Below are 17,964 nucleotides of genomic sequence, written 5' to 3'. Positions count from 1 at the left end.
TTCAGCTCACCGGCGGATCAACGATCCGGGCGGTGGGCGCTTTCTGCGTCGCGCTGGCGCTCCATGAACTCCTTGGAGGGTTCATCCAGCTTGTCGCCCAGCATGCGCCGCACGACCACGAAGAACACCGGGATCATCAGCAGGCCGAGCAGGGTGGCGAACAGCATGCCGCCGATCACGCCGGTACCGATGGCGTGGCGGGAGTTGGCGCCGGCGCCGGTGGAGATCGCCATCGGGATCACGCCCATGATGAACGCGAACGAGGTCATCAGGATCGGGCGGAAGCGCAGGCGCGCCGCCTCGATGGTGGCATCGCGCAGGTTCCTGCCTGCCGCACGCTGCTCCACCGCGAATTCGACGATCAGGATCGCGTTCTTCGCGGCCAGGCCGATCACGGTGATCAGGCCGATCTTGAAGAACAGATCGTTGGGCAGGCCGCGCAGCATCGACAGGCCGAGGGCACCCAGCACGCCCAGCGGCACCACCAGCAGCACCGCCACCGGGATCGACCAGCTTTCATACAGCGCCGCCAGGCACAGGAACACCACCACGATCGACAGCACCAGCAGCAGGGTCGCGGCATTGCCGGCCAGGATTTCCTGGTAGGACATGCCGGACCAGTCGTAGCCGAAGCCGGCCGGCAGGTCGTCGTTGACGATGCTTTCCATCGTCTGCATGGCTTCACCCGAGCTGGTGCCCGGAGCCTGCGAGCCGACGATGTTGATCGCCGAATAGCCGTTGTAGCGGCTCAGCGACGGCGGCGCCGACACCCATTCGGACTTGACCACCGTGTTCAGCGGGATCATCGCGTTGGTGCCATCGGCGTTCTGGGTCAGGCTGGACGGGCTGTAGAAGCTCTTCAGCGATTCCTGGCCGGTGCGGTACGGGCCATCGGCCTGCATGGTCACGCGCTTGATGCGGCCTTCGTAGAAGAAGTCGTTGACGTACACCGGGGCCAGCATCAGCTGGATGGTGCTGTACACGTCCGACACCGACATGCCCATCGACTGTGCCTGCACGCGGTCGACATGCAGCTGCAGCTGCGGGGCGTTTTCCAGGCCGTTGGGGCGTACGCCGACCAGGGCCTGCGGCTTCTGCGCGGCATTGCCAAGCAGGATGTTGCGCGCCTGGGTCAGCTGCTCGTAGCCGGCACCGCTGCGATCCTGCAGCCACATGTCGAAGCCGCCGAACTGGCCGAGGCCCTGCACGGTGGGCAGGTTGACCACGAAGATCTGCGCTTCCTTGATGCCGTAGAACGCGCCGTTCATGTTCTGGATGAACTCGGGCGCGGTGAACTTGCGTTCCTCCCACGGCTTCAGGCGGATGAAGCCCATGCCGACGTTCTCGCCGGAGCCGACGAAGCTGAAGCCGGCCACCTGCAGCATGCCCTCATAGCCATCCTGCTTTTCCAGGATGCCGCGCATCTGCGCGAACACTTCGTTGGTCTGGCCCTTGGTCGAGCCCGGCGGCAGCTGCACGATCGCCAGCGCATAGCCCTGGTCTTCTTCCGGCAGGAAGCTGCCCGGCATGCGGGTGAACAGGAAGCCGCACAGCGCGGTCAGCACCACGAACAGGATCATCCAGCGCGGCGCATGGCGCACCGCGGAGGTGATGTGGCCCACATAGGTGTGGCTGATCTTGTCGTAGTACTTGTTGAAGGTGCGGTAGATGATGTTCGGGTTGTCGTTGTGCGTCGGCTTGAGGAAGGTCGCGCACAGCGCCGGGGTGAAGCCCAGGGCCAGGAACGCCGAGAACGCCATCGAGATGGCGATGGTCAGCGCGAACTGCTTGTAGATCTCGCCGGCCGCACCACCCTGCAGGGCCGACGGGATGAACACCGCCGCCAGCACCACGGTGATTGCCACCACCGCGCCGGTGATCTGGGTCATCGCCTTCTGCGTGGCCGGCTTCGGCGCCAGGCCTTCCTCGGTCATGATGCGCTCGACGTTCTCGATCACCACGATCGCGTCATCGACCACGATGCCGATCGCCAGCACCATTGCGAACAGGGTCAGCTGGTTGATCGTGAAGCCGATCATCCACATGCCCAGGAAGGTGCCGAGCAGGGCCACCGGGATGACCAGGGTCGGGATCAGGGTGGCGCGGAAGTTCTGCAGGAAGATCAGCATCACCAGGAACACCAGGAACACTGCTTCGAACAGCGTCTTGACCACTTCCTGGATCGAGATCTTGACGAAGGTGGTGCTGTCGTACGGCGAGAACCAGGTCACCCCGGACGGGAAGCTGGGCTGCAGCTCGTCCATCTTGCCGCGCACCGCCTCGGCCACGTTCAGGGCGTTCGCGCCCGGCAGCAGCTGGATGGCGAAGGCGCCGGTCGGCTTGCCGTTGTACTGGGTATCGAAGCCGTAGTTGTTGGCACCGAAGGCGACGCGGGCGATGTCCTTCAACAGCACGCGCGAGCCGTCAGCATTGGCCCGCAGGATGATGTTCTCGAACTCCTGCGGCGAGCTGAAGCGGCCTTCGGCCGAAACCGTGGCAGTGAAGTGCTGGCCTTCCGGCGACGGGTCCGAACCCAGCGCGCCGGCGGCGAACTGCACGTTCTGCGCCCGCACCGCCGCCAGCACCTGGCTGGCCGACAGGCCGTAGCCCTGCATCTTCTCCGGATTCAGCCAGATGTTCATGGCGTACTCGGAGCCGAACTGCTGGGTGCTGCCGACGCCGGGGATACGCGAAACCTGGTCGAGCACGCGGGAGCCGACGATGTCGTTCAGTGCGTCACGGTTGATGGTCGGCGTATCCGACTGCAGGGCCACCACCATCAGGAAGCCGGCGTTGGCCTTGGCCACCACCACGCCCTGCTGGGTCACTTCCGAAGGCAGTCGTGGCGTGGCCAGCGACACCTTGTTCTGCACCTGCACCTGCGCGATGTCCGGATCAGTACCGGTCTCGAAGGTCAGGGTGATCTGCGCGCGGCCGTTGGAGGCCGACGAAGAACTGAAGTACAGCAGGTGATCGATACCGGTCAGCTGCTGCTCGATCACCTGGGTGACCGATTTTTCGGTGGTGTCGGCACTGGCGCCGGGATAGGTCGCCGACACGGTGACCTGTGGCGGGGCGATGTTGGGATAGGACTCCACGCCCAGGTTGAGGATCGCGATCACGCCGCTGAGCGAGATCAGGATCGCAACCACCCAGGCGAAGACTGGATGCTCGATGAAAAATTTAGGCATGACGGAAGGGTCCCGTTACTGCTTGTTCGAATCGGTGGCGGCCGGCTTGGCCGCATCGGCCTGCGCGGGCTTGGCGGCGTCGGCCGGTGCCTTGCCTGCGGCCGGTGCTGCGCCTGCCGGGGCGGCGCCTGCCGCAGCGGGCTTGCCGTTGGCATCCTGGCCTGGGGTCCACGGCTTGGCCACCGCCGGTGCACCTTCCTTGACCTTCTGCACGCCGGCCACGATCACCTTGTCACCGGCGGCCAGGCCATCGCTGACCAGCCAGTTGCCGTTCTGCGCACCATCGGTCTTGACGTTCTTGCGGACGACCTTGCCGTCGGTGCCAACCACCATCACGTAGCCGCCGGTGGTGTCGCGCAGCAGCGCCTGCTGCGGCACCAGGTAGGCGTTGTTGCGCTCGCCCAGGTTGGCCTGGAAGCTGACGAAGGCGCCCGGCAGCAGGATCTGCTGCGGGTTCGGCAGCAGCGCACGCAGCGAGACCGCGCCGGTGGCCGGATCGACCGTGGTCGAAGAGAAGTCCAGGGTGCCCGGCTCGCTGTAGGTGGTGCCGTCGGCCAGCTTGACGTTGACCGTGGCCTTGCCATCGCCGGACAGCGCCAGCGCGCCCTTGGCCTGCTGGGCGCGCAGCTGGGTCAGCTCGTCCACGCTCAGCGAGAAGTTCACGTACAGCGGGTCGAGCTGGTCGACGGTGGTCAGCAGCGTCACGTCGCCCTGGCCGACCAGCGCACCCTCGGTGACCTGCTGCTTGTTGGCCACGCCGCTGATCGGGGCGGTCACTTCGGTGTAGCCGAGGTTGATGCGGGCGGAGGTGACGGCGGCTTCGGCCTGCTTGACCGCGGCCAGCGCGGTGCGCTCGGCCGATTCGGCGTTGTCCAGGTCGGCCTTGGAGACGAACTGCTGCGGGGCCAGCGAGCGGGCGCGGTCGGCAGCGACCTTGGCATTGGCATAGGTCGCACGCGACGAGGCCAGCTGTGCCTCGGAGGCATTGAGCGAGGCACGCAGCGGCGCCGGGTCGATCAGGAACAGGGTCTGGCCCTGCTTGACCTGCGAGCCTTCCTGGTAGACGCGCTTGAGCAGCACGCCCGGCACCCGCGCGCGCACGTCGGCGCTGCGGAACGGCGACAGGCGGCCGACCAGCTCACGCTGCAGCGGCAGGGTCTGCGGCTTGGCCTCGATCACGCCCACGTCCGGCGGCGGGGGCGTCTGCTGTTCCGGCTTCTTGCAGGCAGCCAGCGCGACAGCAACGGCGCACGTCAAGGCAAGGGTGCGGAGTGGGGCGGTCATCAGGAGGAACTCCGGGGTTGGTTTGTAGACGGGGCCGGCGACGGCTGTGGCGCGAACGCGCGCAGGAAGCTGTCGACGGAGAACTCTGCCCAGCGCCGACGCAGCAGCGCGTCATCACGATGGGGGGTATGGAAGCGCTGTTTGTCGAAATCCTGACCGGCGATCATGCTCAGCAGCAGTTCGGCCATGAAGTGCGGGTCGTCATGCCGGAGCTGGCCTTGCATGCAAACGGTTTCAATCCATTCAGCAAGATGAAGTGTCAGCGCGCCGGCGCCATGCCGGTACAGCGTACGCGCCTCTTCGGGAAACTGGGACGCGTCGGCGGCGATCAGCCGGCAGGCCTGTCCTACGTGCGGTTGGTTGAAATGCTCCAGGAAGTCGATGGCGAACTGGAGCAGGCTGGCACGCAGGTCGTCACTGCGGAGTGCACGCAGCATGGCGCCGGTGGCGTGGCCGACATGGCGCTGCATCACCCGGCGCAGCAGTTCCTGCTTGTTGCCGTAGCGCGAGTACAGGGTCTGCTTGGAGCAGCCGGCGTGCTGGGCCACCGCGTCCATGCTCATCTGCATGCCCTGCTGGGCCAGCAGTTCACGTACGGCATCGAACACGCGCTCATCGCGTGCGTCGAGGGCAACGGGGAGGTAGGCCGGGTTCACGCGGTGGACTATACCGTCCAGTTCAGGATTGTGGAATCGAATCGGCGTCGCTGCGTGTGTCTTCCGGTAACACGCTTTGCCGATCCTGTCTGCAGTGCTGAAACCGACGCCAGGACCATACCGGTGCGAACTGAATAGGCGTCTAAACCGCAGCAAACCCGATTCTGCTTATTCCGTCCTGCAGCAAGGCCTTTTCGTGCGGTAGGGCTACAATTTCATTTTCCCAACTGAGCAAGCGCATCGCTCTGCCATGAAACCGCAAAAAACCGCAGCCAAGACCGTGAAAAACAAGACCAAACCAGCAGAGTCGGAGGTCGCAGTGACCGCTGGTTTCTCCCTGGAGCCGGTGTACACGGCCTTGCGCAAGCGCTACCCCGCGGCCGCACAGGCCGAAGCAGTGGCCTTCGCCACTGGCTTCTACAAGCGCATGGAGTCGGACGAGTTCCCGCACCACAGCGCTGAAGAGTGGGCCGCTCTCGCGGCTGAGACGCTGGAATTCGCCCGTGCCCGCAAGGCCGGCAAGGCCAACGTCCGCGTGTTCAATCCGACCACCAAGGCCAACGGTTGGGAATCGCCGCACACCGTGCTGCAGATCATCAACGACGACATGCCGTTCCTGGTCGATACCGTCACCATGTCGCTGGCCGAGCAGGGCGTGGGCGTCCACGTGCTGGGCCACCCGGTGCTGCGCTTCACCCGCGACAAGGCCGGCAAGCTGGTCAAGGTCGGCGAAGGTGATGCCGAATCGGTGATGCTGCTGGAGATCGACCGCCAGCCGGCCGAAGCCATGGCCGCCATCGAGCAGGCGATCAACAAGGCGCTGGATGAAGTGCGTGCGATCGTGCGCGACTGGCAGCCGATGAAGGACAAGGCGCTGGCGCTGGCCGACGACCTCGGCAGCCGCCAGCTGCCGGTTGACGATGCGTCGCGCAAGGAAGCACAGGAATTCCTGCGCTGGGCCGCCGACAACCACTTCACCTTCTTCGGCTACCGCGAATACCGCGTCGAGAAGCAGGGCAAGGAAGAAGTGCTGGCACCGCTGAACGACACCGGCCTGGGCCTGATGCGCGGCAAGGACAAGTCCGCCGCCCGTCCGGTCAAGACCCTGGCCGCGCAGGGCCTGAACACCACGTCCGGGCTGAAGGACGCGCTGATCCTGACCAAGACCAATGCCCGCTCGCGCGTGCACCGCGCCGGCTACATGGACTACATCGGCGTGCTGGAATTCGACGCCAAGGGCAAGATCATCGGCGAGCAGCGCTTCCTCGGCCTGTTCACCTCCAGCGCCTACAACCGCCGCCCGTGGGAAATCCCGCTGGTGCGCCAGCGCCACGAGCACGTGATGAAGCAGTCGGGTCTGGCCCCGTCCAGCCATAGCGGCAAGGCCCTGCGCCACATCCTGGAAACCCTGCCGCGCGAAGAACTGTTCCAGTCCAGCGAGGACGAGCTGTTCCGCACCGCGATGGGCGTGCTGGGCCTGCAGGAGCGCGTGCGCAGCCGCCTGTTCCTGCGCCGCGACAAGTACAGCCGTTTCATCTCCGCGCTGGTCTACCTGCCGCGCGAGCGTTTCAACACCGACGTGCGCCTGCGCATCGAAGCGATGCTGAAGGACGCGCTGCACGGCGAGTACGTCGACAGCTCGGTGGTGCTGGGCGAATCGCCGCTGGCCCAGGTGCACCTGATCGTGCGCCCGAAGCCGGGTGAAATGCTCGACGTCGACACCGCCGAACTGGAGCAGAAGCTGGCCCAGGTGCTGCGCAACTGGCAGGACGACCTGCGCGAAGCGCTGGTGTCGCGCCACGGCGAGACCGAAGGCCTGCGCATCGCCGCCCGCATCGGCAAGGCACTGCCGGCCGGCTACATCGAAGACAACAGCACCGCCGTTGCCGCCAACGATGTCAGCCAGCTCGATGCCCTGACCGGCCCGGACGACCTGCGCCTGAGCCTGCAGGCCGTGCCGCGCGAAAGCGGCGATGGCCTGCGCCTGAAGCTGTATCGCCAGCTGGACGACATTCCGCTGTCGGACGCGCTGCCGATGATGGAAAACATGGGCCTGCGCGTGATCGCCGAGCGTCCGTACCGCCTGTCGGTCGACAACGCGCCGGTGTACGTGCAGGACTTCGAGGTTGAATCGACCGCCGGTGCGATCGATGCCGCCAGCGTCGATGAGGCCTTCGGCGAGACCTTCGCGCGGGTCTGGCACGGCGATGCCGAGAACGACGGCTTCAACCGCCTGGTGCTGGCCGCCGGCCTGCACTGGCGCCAGGTCGCCATGCTGCGCGGCTACTGCAAGTACCTGCTGCAGACCGGCGTGCCGTTCTCGCAGGCCTATGTGGAAGGCACCTTCGCCCGCTACCCGCTGCTGGCCCGCCTGCTGGTCGAGCTGTTCGAAGCCCGCTTCGATCCGGCCACCGGCCACGAAGGCAAGGACGACATCGCAGCCGGCCAGGCCCAGCTGAAGGCCCACTTCGATGTGCTGGCCGCCGGCGACGATGCCACCCTGAAGGTGCTCAAGACCGTGGTCGATGCCCGCAAGGGCGACCGCGATGCGCAGATGCAGGCCGCGCGCGATGCGCTGCTGAAGCTGATGGACCGCGTGTCGAGCCTGGACGAGGATCGCATCCTGCGTTCGTTCATGGGCGTGATCGATGCGACCCTGCGCACCAGCTACTACCAGACCGATGCCAACGGCCAGCATGGCCACGTCATCAGCTTCAAGTTCGATTCGGCGCTGGTGCCGGACCTGCCGAAGCCGCGCCCGTACCGCGAAATCTTCGTCTACGGCCCGCGCGTGGAAGGTACCCACCTGCGCTTCGGTGCGGTGGCCCGTGGCGGCCTGCGCTGGTCGGACCGTCGTGAAGACTTCCGCACCGAAGTGCTGGGCCTGGTCAAGGCGCAGATGGTCAAGAACACCGTCATCGTGCCGGTCGGCGCGAAGGGTGGTTTCTTCGCCAAGACCCCGCCGGTGAACGGTGACCGCGACGCGATCTTCGCCAACGGCGTGGCCTGCTACAAGCTGTTCATCCAGGGCCTGCTGGACATCACCGACAACATCGTCAACAACAAGATCGTGCCGCCGGTGGATGTCGTGCGCCACGACATGGACGATCCGTACCTGGTGGTGGCCGCCGACAAGGGCACCGCGACCTTCTCCGACATCGCCAATGGCCTGGCCATCGCGCACGGCTTCTGGATGGGCGATGCGTTCGCCTCCGGTGGTTCGGTCGGTTACGACCACAAGGGCATGGGCATCACCGCACGCGGTGCGTGGGAATCGGTCAAGCGCCACTTCCGCGCGCTGGGCCGTGACAGCCAGAGCCAGGACTTCACCGCGGTCGGCGTCGGCGACATGTCCGGCGACGTGTTCGGCAACGGCATGCTGCTGTCGCGCCACATCCGCCTGGTCGCTGCATTCGACCACCGCCACATCTTCCTGGACCCGAACCCGGATGCGGCCACCACGTTCGTCGAGCGTGAGCGCCTGTTCACGGTGCCGCGTTCGAGCTGGGCGGACTACGATGCCAAGCTGATCAGCAAGGGCGGCGGCGTATACCCGCGCAGCCTGAAGTCGATCGAGATCACCCCGCAGGTGCGTGAAGCGCTGGGCCTGGACGAGAACGTCAAGGCGCTGTCGCCGAACGATCTGATGAGCGCGATCCTGAAGGCACCGGTGGACCTGCTGTGGAACGGCGGCATCGGTACCTACGTCAAGGCCGCCAGCGAGCAGCACAGCGATGTCGGCGACCGCGCCAACAACGCCCTGCGCGTGAACGGTGGCGAGCTGCGCTGCAAGGTGGTGGGCGAGGGCGGCAACCTGGGCATGACCCAGCTGGGCCGCATCGAGGCTGCCCAGGCCGGCGTGCTGCTCAACACCGACTTCATCGACAACTCGGCCGGCGTGGACACCTCCGACCACGAAGTCAACATCAAGATCCTGCTCAACGATGTGGTGCGGGCCAAGAAGCTGACCGTCGAGCAGCGCAACAAGCTGCTGGCCTCGATGACCGATGAAGTCGCCGAGCTGGTGCTCAACGACAACTACCGCCAGAACCAGGCGCTGAGCCTGATGGAGCGGATGGCAGTCAAGCGCCTGGGCTCCAAGCAGCACTTCATCCGCACCCTGGAACAGCAGGGCCTGCTCGATCGCCAGATCGAGTTCCTGCCTTCCGATGCCGAGCTGTCCCAGCGCAAGGCACGCGGCCAGGGCCTGACCCGTCCGGAACTGTCGGTGCTGCTGTCCTACTCCAAGCTGGTGGCGTTCGCCCAGCTGCTGGATTCGGACATCCCGGAAGATCCGTACCTGTCCAAGGAACTGCAGCGCTACTTCCCGACCCCGCTGCAGAAGAAGTACGCCGACGCGATGGAGCGTCACCGCCTGAAGCGCGAAATCATCGCCACGGCCGTGACCAACCAGACCATCAACCGCATGGGCGCCACCTTCCTGATGCGCATGCAGGAAGACACCGGCCGCTCCATCGCCGAGGTCGCCAAGGCCTACACCATCAGCCGCGAGACGCTGGATGCGCGCGCGCTGTGGGCGCAGATCGATGCCCTCGACGGCAAGGTGCCGGAGTCGGTGCAGATCGACGCACTGGAAGTGATCTGGAAGCTGCAGCGCTCGTTCGTGCGCTGGCTGCTGTCGCGCCCGGGCGCGATGCCGGGCATCACCGAAGCGGTCAACCGCTACCAGGGTCCGTTCAACGACATCCGGGTTGCCTCGGGTGTGCTGCCGGATTCGCAGCGTCCGACCTACGAAGCCCTGGTGGCCGAGTGGAAGGAGAAGGGCCTGCCGTCCGCGCTGGCGCAGCAGCTGGCCGAACTGCACTTCCTGGAGCCGGCGTTCGACATCATCGAACTGGCCCGTACCCGCAAGCTGAAGCCGGTGGACGTGTCCAAGGTCCACTTCCGCCTCGGCGATGCCCTGCAGCTGCCGTGGCTGTTCGAGCAGGTCGATGCGCTGGAGGTCAATGGCCGTTGGCACGCGGTGGCACGTGGCGTGCTGCGTGACGAGCTGGCTGCCAACCACCGCAACCTGGCCGGCCAGGTGCTGGGCACCAAGGGTGGCAGTGCTGAAGCCAAGGTGGCCGCATGGATGGGCCGCGATGACAACAGCCTGCGCTTCACCCTGGCGATGCTGGCCGAACTGGCCGAGCAGAAGACCCTGGACTACCCGACCGTTTCGGTCGCGGTCCAGCGCCTGGGCCAGCTGGCCGCGCATGGTGCGTAAGCGCATTCGCGCTGACGCCCCACGGTGTGCTCTGCACACCGTGGGCCCCATGCCAACCCTGCTCCCAGGCCCCCGCGCCGTTGGCGCGCCCCCCTGACTCAGGGGGGCTCCTGGTCTGCAGCAGTTGGAGGAACGGCCCCGCGAAAGCGGGGCCGTTCTGCATTGCCCGGTCGTGCCGGCCAGCGGCCGGCGCGACCGGGTATGCTCTTGCTGGCATACCCACCCGGATCCACCGATGAGCGACACCCCCCGCATCGCTTTCCTGGCCAGCACCACCGAACCTGCGCAGATGGCCCGCGCGGCGATGGTCTCGCGCTATGGCGACTACACGCCCGAGCAGGCCGACGTGCTGTGCCCGCTGGGGGGCGATGGTTTCATGCTGCAGACCCTGCACCGGCACGGGCACCTGGGCAAGCCGGTGTTCGGCATGAAGCTGGGCACGGTCGGTTTCCTGATGAACCAGTACCGCAGCGACGACGATGTGCATGCACGCATCGCCCGCGCCGAGCCGGCCAACCTGCGCCCGCTGGAGATGGTCGCGCTGACCGAGTCCGGCACCAGCACCGGTTCGCTGGCCTACAACGATGTCTCACTGCTGCGCCAGACCCGCCAGGCCGCGCATATCGGCATCGACCTCAACGGCCAGGAACGCGTGGCCGAACTGATCGGTGACGGCGTGCTGGTGGCCACCCCCGCCGGCAGTACCGCCTACAACTATTCCGCGCATGGCCCGGTGCTGCCGCTGGGCTCGCACACCATCGCGCTGACGCCGTTGGCTCCCTATCGACCGCGGCGCTGGCGCGGCGCGATCCTCAAGGCCGATACCGAGGTGCGCTTCCGCGTGCTCGATCCGTACAAGCGGCCGGTCAGCGTCACCGCCGATTCGCATGAGACCCGTGACGTGGTCGAAGTCACCATCCGCGAATCCAGGGACCGCCGGGTGACCCTGCTGTTCGACCCGGAGCACAACCTGGAAGACCGGATCCTGAGCGAACAGTTCGTTTTTTGACGACAATAGGCGGCCGGCCCTGCCGACCGCTTGAAGGATCCCCACCGATGGGCGACAACTCCCCCCGTTTGCTGACCGTCGCGGTGACCTCGCGCGCCCTGTTCGACCTCGAGGAAAGCCATGCGTTGTTCGAGAGCGATGGCGTGGCGGCCTATGCCGAATTCCAGCGCCAGCACGAGGACGACATCCTCGGGCCCGGCGTGGCCTTCCCGGTGGTGCGCAAGCTGCTGGCGCTGAACCAGGGGGCCAGCCCGGAGAATCCGCGGGTCGAGGTCATTTTGCTATCGCGCAACTCGGCCGATACCGGCCTGCGCATCTTCAACTCGATCCAGCACTACGGCCTCGGCATCATCCGCGCGACCTTCACCGCCGGCGAGCCGACCTGGCCGTACGTGAAACCGTTCGGCACCGACCTGTTCCTCTCGGCCAATCCGGAATCGGTGCGCAGTGCGCTGCGCCACGGCATCGCGGCGGCGACCATCCTGCCCAAGCCGCCAGGCGAGACCGCTGCGGCCGCGGCCGACCAGATCGATACCGGGCGGCCGGCCGGGCAACTGCGCATCGCGTTCGATGGTGATGCGGTCATCTTCGGCGATGAGAGCGAGCGCATCTCGCGCGAGCAGGGCGTGGAGGCATTCGGCCGCCACGAGCGTGAGCGTGCCCGCGAGCCGCTCAGCGGTGGCCCGTTCCGCGGTTTCCTGTCGGCGCTGCACACGCTGCAGGAAGTCTTCCCGGCCGGCGAGAGCGCACCGATCCGTACCGCGCTGGTGACCGCACGCTCGGCACCGGCCCACGAGCGGGTGATCCGCACCCTGCGCGAGTGGGGCGTACGCCTGGACGAGGCGCTGTTCCTCGGTGGTCGCCACAAGGGCCCGTTCCTGCAGGCCTTCGGCGCCGACATCTTCTTCGATGATTCGCAGCACAACATCGACAGTGCGCGCGAGCATGTGGCCGCTGGCCATGTGCCGCATGGCGTCGCCAACGAAGGCTGAGGCCACGGCAGATAGGTGCCCACCAGGGTGGGCAGCTACCCGATATGTTCCGGTGGGTGCCAACCGTTGGTTGGCACAGCCCTGCATCGGTGCCGGCCAAGGGGGGGGGCAGCTACGGGGTGGCTGACATCCCCAGCTGCAGGTCGACCACCTTCCAGCGCAGGCCCTGCGGTTCCAGCACCACCTTCAGCGGCGGCTGGCCGGGACCGCGGTCGACGTCGATGACGAAGCGGTCGAGTGCTTCGAAATGATGCTCGGCATGCTTCAGCGGTCGCGCCGGCTCGGTCGGGCCGAACGCATCGCCGCCCTGCAGTTCGTTGCGGCCGCGCTTCCACAGCACGTGGCCCTGCAGCATCGCGCCGATCCCGGCCGGGGTCATCATGGTGTTGACGGCGGCACCCCCCAGCTGGTCGCCCAGCCCATACAGCAGGGCGCCGAACGGGCTGGCTGCCACATCCGGGCCAGCCTGGCGTACCAGATAGTCGTTGAGCTGCGCGCGCAGGCTGCTGCGCACGCGCGGGAAATCGACGTAGCGCTCCAGCTGCGCGGTGTCGCGGTGTTCGATGGCCCTGGACAGGCCGTGCACGGTCACGTACGGGCCGCCGAACCACCAGGCGGCCAGGGCCAGGACCACCAGGACCAGCAGGGCAATGGGCTTCTTCATGTTGCCCAGACTGCCGCAAGTGCGGCAGCCGGTGGTGAACGGCGGGTGATGCGGATCAGAACTCCAGGTCCAGCGCGGCGCACAGGTAGTCGACGAACGGGCCCAGCGCGGCCAGGTCCTTGCCCAGCGTGGACAGCAGGCGCGGACCGGTCATGGTGGCATCGTCCAGCGAGCGCCACATCACCCAGTTGCGGTGCTTGAGATCGTCGATGAACTCGAAATCGGCGGGGAAGCCGCGCGGCGGCCGCACCAGCTTCTCGCTCTCCTCGAAATCAAAGCGCCTGCGCAGTGCCGGTGCATGCGCGGTGGCCTTCCAGCTGCCCGGGTTGTCGAGGATGAAGTGGCGCACGCGGCGCTGGGTCTCCGGCTCCGGATGCCACAGGCCGGCGCCGACGAAGCTCTCGCCCGGCTGCAGGTGCACGTAGAACGACGGCGCGGCCACTTCGCGGCGGCGCTCGTGGAACAGCCGTGCGCCCTGCCAGGTCTTGTAGGGTGACTTGTCGTTGGAGAAGCGTGCATCACGATGGATGCGGAACAGCGACCCGCCGACGCCACGGGTGTCGGCGCGGAAGTGGTCGCTGACCTCGGCCAGGGCCGGCTGCAGGTCGCCCAGCAGGCGCAGGAACGGTTGCCGCACGTGGTCTTCGTACTGCTGGCGATGGTCGTTGAACCACGCCTTTTCGTTATGCCGCGCCAGGCTGCGCAGGAACTTGAAGCTGGCGTCCGAGAAATAAGTGCTCACAGCGTCTCCTGCAAATGCTGGCCCCAATCGCGCAGCGAGTGCAGCAGGGCCTGGCGCCGTGCGTCGTCGGGCGCTTCGGCGGCCAGTGCATCCAGCTGCTGCTGGTACTGGGGCAGGTTGAGTTCACCCAGGCCGCTGTCTCCGAGCAGGCGCTGGCGGCGATAATCCTGCCAGCGCTGGCGTTCAGCCGGTGCGAGGCTGCCGGGATGATTGCGCGCCCGGTAGCGGAACAACAGCTCGGGCAGGCGCGGGTCCCGGAAGCGTCCTTCCAGCGCGGCCAGCTGCTCTGGTGCGGTGGTTCGGGCCAGCGCCAGCAGCGGCTTGTCGCCGTTGCCGAGGAAGCCGTCGTACAGCGAAGCATCGACATCGGAGACGCTGGCCGAGCGCGGCTGGTTGTAGACCTGGCGGGCCTTTTCGGCCAGCTGCGGGGCGAACCCGCGCAGGCGCTCGACCTTGGCTTCGATCGCTGCCACGTCCAGACCCAGGCGCTGGTGGTCGTCTGCGCGCAGGTGGTTCCAGGCGACCAGCGCCGGCACCTTGTTCAGGTGCACTTCCTTCAGCGGTACCCGCGCCACGCCTTCGGGCAACTCGCTGGCGCGCATGTACAGGCGCTGCGCGATCAACTCGGCCGGCAGCTCCAGCAGGTCGTCGATGTCGCCTTCCAGGTCGAACACGATCACCCGGTTGTTGATGGTGGGGTGCATGGCGAGTGGCAGCACCGGTGCCGCACACAGGCGGCTGGCCGGGTAGCGCATCGAGATATGCAGCACCGGCTTGAGCGCGGCCACGTCCAGCAGGCTGCCGACGAAACGCTTGTCGCGCAGCTTCAGCGCGTATTCCCACAGCCGTGGCTGCGCCTGCTTGAACAGGCGCGCCATGCCGATGGTGGCCCGCACGTCGGAGAGTGCTTCGTGCGCATCGCCCTCGCGCACGTTGTTGGCTTCGGCCAGGTGCTCGAGCTTGAAGGAGGTGGCGCCATCGTCGCGCAGCGGCCACTGGATGCCGTCGGGGCGCATCGCGCGCATCATCCGCAGCATGTCCAGCAGGTCCCAGCGCGAATTGCCGTTGCGCCACTCGCGTTCGTACGGATCGTGGAAGTTGCGGAACAGGCCGTAACGGACGAACTCATCGTCGAAGCGCAGGGTGTTGTAGCCCAGCGCGCAGGTACCGGGGCGCGACAGCTGCTCGTTGATGCGGTCGAAGGCCTCGGCCTCGCTGATGCCTTCGGCCAGGGCCTGCTGCGGGGTGATGCCGGTGACCAGGGTCGCCATCGGTGAGGGCAGCAGGTCGTCGGCAGGGCGCACGAAGAAGCTGACCGGGGTATCGATCTCATTGAGGTCGGCATCGGTGCGGATCGCAGCGTACTGCGAGATGCGCGTGCGCCGCGGATCCTGGCCAAAGGTTTCCAGGTCGTAGAACAGGAAGCTGTCGGCCATCAGTGCGCGCCCTCCAGGACCGGCAGCTGTGCGTGGATGCTTGCTTCCAGTGCGGCCCAGTCGATGTTGTCCAGTGAGTCGTGGCCAGCGGTGGCCGCCACCAGCATGTCGCGCTGCAGCTCGGTGCGGCGCAGTGCCTCGGCGTACGGCGTGTGCAGGAAGGTGACCATCGTGTAGTGCGGCACGAAGCGGGTCGGCCAGCGCCGCTGCAGTTCCTGCTCCAGCTCGCGTTGCAGCAGGAAGGCGGGATCGGCCACCCGGTCACGCATTTCCAGGTAGTTCTCCAGCGCCATCTGCTGGATCGCGCGCGCGTTCGGCTTGCGCTCGCTCTCGAATGCGGCGAAGGCGCCTTCCAGGTCGTCGGCGTCCATCAGGTGGCGCGCCAGCGCGACGCAGTCCTCGAACGCGCAGTTCATGCCCTGGCCGTGGAACGGCACCATCGCGTGCGCGGCGTCGCCGATCAGCACGGCGCGGCCCTGCTGGTGCCAGCGCTCCAGGGTGAGCGTGCCGAGCAGGCCAGGCGGGTGCTGCTCCCAGTCCGCGCGCAGGTTGGGGATCAGCGGCAGGGTGTCGGCGAACTCGCGCGCGAACAGGGCTTCGGCCTGGGCGCCGGTGTTGACGGTGGCGAAGCTGGGGTCGCCCTGGTTGGGCAGGAACAGGGTGACGGTGAAGGTGCCTTCGTGGTTGGGCAGGGCGATGCACATGTAGTGGCCGCGCGGCCAGATGTGCAGTGCGTTGCGCTCGATGCGGAAGCTGCCGTCGGCGGCCGGGGGAATCTCCAGCTCCTTGTAGGAGTGGTCGAGGAACGCGATCTCCTCGCCCAGCGGCGCGCGCCGGTTCATCGCCGCGCGCAGTGCCGAACCGGCACCGTCGGCACCGATCAGGGTGTCGAAGCGGATGTCGTGCGGGCTGTCATCGCGGTCGTCGATTAAGCGGGCGTAGCCGGCATCGAAATCGACGGTGTGCAGGCGGCGGTGGAAGTGCACGGTGGCACCCGCCTGCTCGGCCAGTTCCAGCAGCGTGGTGTTCAGCTCGCTGCGGTGGATCGACCAGATCACCTCGCTGTCGTCGCGGCCGTAGCGCTGCAGCTGTGGTTCGCCTTCGCGCGGATGCACCATGCGCCCGCGCATCATCACCGCGCGGGCCATCACCTCGTCTTCGACGCCGGCCTGGCGCAACGCATTGCGCCCACGCTCGGCCAGCGCCAGGTTGATCGAGCGCCCGCTCTCGTAGTCGGCGATGCGCGGATCGCCGCGGCGTTCGTACAGGGTGATGCGCCAGCCCTGGCGCGACAGCAGGATGGCCAGCAGGGATCCGGCGAGGCCGGCACCGATAATGCTCAACGAGCGGGAAGCGTGTGCGATCAACGAACTGTCCAGCAGTAGGGGAGGCGCCGGCTCAGAGGCCGGCCCAGGCTTCCACTTCCTCGACGAAGTGGTGCACGTCCAGGTAGCGGTTGTAGAGCGGGGTGGGCGAGATGCGGATCACATCCGGTTCGCGCCAGTCGCCGAGCACGCCGATGCCACGCAGATGCTCGAACAGCGCACGGCCGCGCTCGCGGCCGCCGATCACGCGCAGCGACAGCTGGCAGCCACGGCGGTGCGGGTCGGCCGGGGTGATGATGTCCAGCACGTTGGACAGGCGTGCGCGCACCAGCGCTTCAAGCATGCCGGTCAGCGCCAGCGATTTGCTGCGCAGCGCTTCCATGCCGGCACGCTCGAACAGGTCCAGCGAGGCCCGCAGCGGAGCCAGGCCCAGGATCGGCGGATTGCTCAGCTGCCAGCCTTCGGCACCAATGGCCGGGGTGAACTGCGGTGCCATCTGGAAGCGGGTGGCTTCCTCGTGGCCCCACCAGCCGGCAAAGCGCGGCAGGGTGCTGTCGCGATGGTGGCGCTCGTGCACGAAGGCGCCAGCGACCGCCCCCGGACCGCTGTTGAGGTACTTGTAGTGGCACCACACCGCGAAGTCGGGTGCGACGTCATGCAGGCGCAGCGGCAGGTTGCCGACCGAGTGCGCCAGGTCGAAGCCGATACGCGCGCCCTGCAGGCGGGCGGCGCGGGTGATCGCATCGAGGTCGAAGGCCTGACCGGTGCGGTACTGCACGCCCGGCCACAGCACCAGCGCAAGGCGCGGGCCGTGTTCGGCGATTGCGCGCTCGATCGCGGTGAGCGAGATCGTGCCATGGGCTTCATCGGGCTGTACTTCCACCAGGCACTCGGCGGGATCGAAGCCGTGGAAGCGGATCTGTGCTTCCACCGCGTGGCGATCGGTGGGGAATGCGCCGGCCTCCATCAGGATCACCGGGCGCTGCGCGGTCGGCCGGTAGAAGCTGACCATCATCAGGTGCAGGTTCACGCTCAGCGTGTTCATCGCCACCACCTCGCTGGGCAGCGCGCCGACCACGCGGGCCAACTGTGCGCTCACCAGGCGGTGGTACGACAGCCACTGGGTGGGGCCGGTGAAGTGGCCTTCCACGGCCAGCTCACCCCATTGCCTCATCACTTCCTGCACGGCGGCCTGTGCGCCGCGCGGCTGCAGGCCCAGCGAGTTGCCGACGAAGTAGGTCTGCTCACCGCCGCCGTGGCACGGAATCAGGAATTCGTTGCGCAGCGGGCGCAGCGGATCGGCGGCGTCCAGGGCGATGGCGTGGGTGCGGCTGAGCAGGTCGGACATGGTCGGGCAACAGGCTGCAACGGGACCGCCAGTGTAGCGCCTGGGGCGGCGCAGCCGGTGGTAGGGGCACGTGCATGCCGCCCAACCTGT

General features: G+C 67.1%; 11 protein-coding genes. 3 read left to right on the top strand and 8 right to left on the bottom strand.

The genetic code is table 11. From position 1 onward, the window contains the following. Positions 1 to 17 precede the first annotated feature (17 nt). From Q0P60_RS03030 to Q0P60_RS03020, 3 genes are read right to left on the bottom strand one after another with little or no spacing between them, the layout of a single operon-like run. Positions 18 to 3,191, bottom strand: coding sequence for a multidrug efflux RND transporter permease subunit (locus Q0P60_RS03030; protein ID WP_294988092.1), 3,174 nt, complete (start codon positions 3,189 to 3,191; stop codon positions 18 to 20). Between the two features lie 15 nt (positions 3,192 to 3,206). Next, a complete protein-coding gene (locus tag Q0P60_RS03025; protein ID WP_294988091.1) occupies positions 3,207 to 4,475 on the bottom strand; it encodes an efflux RND transporter periplasmic adaptor subunit in 1,269 nt (422 codons plus the stop codon). Then, entirely contained in the window at positions 4,475 to 5,131 is a 657-nt protein-coding gene (locus tag Q0P60_RS03020) for a TetR/AcrR family transcriptional regulator (RefSeq protein WP_294988491.1), read from the bottom strand. Before Q0P60_RS03020 ends, Q0P60_RS03025 begins: the two co-directional genes overlap by 1 nt. A 250-nt stretch (positions 5,132 to 5,381) precedes the next feature. On the opposite strand from Q0P60_RS03020, the gene Q0P60_RS03015 reads away from it, so the two are divergent. The 3 genes from Q0P60_RS03015 (at position 5,382) to Q0P60_RS03005 (ending at position 12,359) form a co-directional block, all read left to right on the top strand. After that, the gene (locus Q0P60_RS03015) at positions 5,382 to 10,358 is read left to right on the top strand and encodes an NAD-glutamate dehydrogenase domain-containing protein (protein WP_294988089.1); all 4,977 of its coding nucleotides are present in this window, start codon (positions 5,382 to 5,384) and stop codon (positions 10,356 to 10,358) included. Between the two features lie 235 nt (positions 10,359 to 10,593). Beyond that, positions 10,594 to 11,367, top strand: a complete 774-nt coding sequence (locus Q0P60_RS03010) for an NAD kinase (RefSeq protein ID WP_294988087.1) — start codon at positions 10,594 to 10,596, stop codon at positions 11,365 to 11,367. 47 nt (positions 11,368 to 11,414) lie between these two features. Continuing rightward, on the top strand, positions 11,415 to 12,359 hold the full coding sequence (locus Q0P60_RS03005) for a 5'-nucleotidase (protein WP_005410242.1): 945 nt from the start codon (positions 11,415 to 11,417) through the stop codon (positions 12,357 to 12,359). 112 nt (positions 12,360 to 12,471) lie between these two features. Here Q0P60_RS03005 and Q0P60_RS03000 read toward each other — a convergent pair whose 3' ends face one another. From Q0P60_RS03000 to kynU, 5 genes are read right to left on the bottom strand one after another with little or no spacing between them, the layout of a single operon-like run. After that, positions 12,472 to 13,023, bottom strand: coding sequence for a DUF2939 domain-containing protein (locus Q0P60_RS03000; RefSeq protein ID WP_294988084.1), 552 nt, complete (start codon positions 13,021 to 13,023; stop codon positions 12,472 to 12,474). Between the two features lie 55 nt (positions 13,024 to 13,078). Continuing rightward, positions 13,079 to 13,765: a DUF2461 domain-containing protein gene (locus Q0P60_RS02995; protein ID WP_294988082.1), complete on the bottom strand. Its 687-nt coding sequence runs from the start codon at positions 13,763 to 13,765 to the stop codon at positions 13,079 to 13,081. Next, positions 13,762 to 15,201 carry an exodeoxyribonuclease I gene (gene sbcB, locus Q0P60_RS02990; RefSeq protein WP_294988080.1) on the bottom strand — a complete coding sequence of 480 codons (1,440 nt, stop codon included), beginning with the start codon at positions 15,199 to 15,201 and terminating at the stop codon, positions 13,762 to 13,764. The genes Q0P60_RS02995 and sbcB overlap by 4 nt, the downstream gene beginning before the upstream one ends. After that, complete coding sequence (locus tag Q0P60_RS02985; protein ID WP_294988078.1) at positions 15,201 to 16,568, bottom strand: NAD(P)/FAD-dependent oxidoreductase; 1,368 nt, start codon at positions 16,566 to 16,568, stop codon at positions 15,201 to 15,203. Before Q0P60_RS02985 ends, sbcB begins: the two co-directional genes overlap by 1 nt. 31 nt (positions 16,569 to 16,599) lie before the next feature. After that, positions 16,600 to 17,874 carry a kynureninase gene (gene kynU / locus Q0P60_RS02980; protein WP_294988076.1) on the bottom strand — a complete coding sequence of 425 codons (1,275 nt, stop codon included), beginning with the start codon at positions 17,872 to 17,874 and terminating at the stop codon, positions 16,600 to 16,602. Between the last annotated feature and the right edge of the window lie 90 nt (positions 17,875 to 17,964).

Source organism: uncultured Stenotrophomonas sp. (genome assembly GCF_945952405.1).
Taxonomy (GTDB): Bacteria; Pseudomonadota; Gammaproteobacteria; order Xanthomonadales; family Xanthomonadaceae; genus Stenotrophomonas.
The sequence above is the reverse complement of the archived record's forward strand: the minus strand, read 5'-3'. Positions and strand labels throughout refer to the sequence as shown.

Coding starts and splice junctions, on each gene's coding strand:
- Q0P60_RS03030 (WP_294988092.1), bottom strand. CDS start 3,191: ATGCCTAAATTTTTCATCGAGCATCCAGTCTTCGCCTGGGTGGTTGCG.
- Q0P60_RS03025 (WP_294988091.1), bottom strand. CDS start 4,475: ATGACCGCCCCACTCCGCACCCTTGCCTTGACGTGCGCCGTTGCTGTC.
- Q0P60_RS03015 (WP_294988089.1), top strand. CDS start 5,382: ATGAAACCGCAAAAAACCGCAGCCAAGACCGTGAAAAACAAGACCAAA.
- Q0P60_RS03010 (WP_294988087.1), top strand. CDS start 10,594: ATGAGCGACACCCCCCGCATCGCTTTCCTGGCCAGCACCACCGAACCT.
- Q0P60_RS03005 (WP_005410242.1), top strand. CDS start 11,415: ATGGGCGACAACTCCCCCCGTTTGCTGACCGTCGCGGTGACCTCGCGC.
- Q0P60_RS03000 (WP_294988084.1), bottom strand. CDS start 13,023: ATGAAGAAGCCCATTGCCCTGCTGGTCCTGGTGGTCCTGGCCCTGGCC.
- sbcB (WP_294988080.1), bottom strand. CDS start 15,201: ATGGCCGACAGCTTCCTGTTCTACGACCTGGAAACCTTTGGCCAGGAT.
- kynU (WP_294988076.1), bottom strand. CDS start 17,874: ATGTCCGACCTGCTCAGCCGCACCCACGCCATCGCCCTGGACGCCGCC.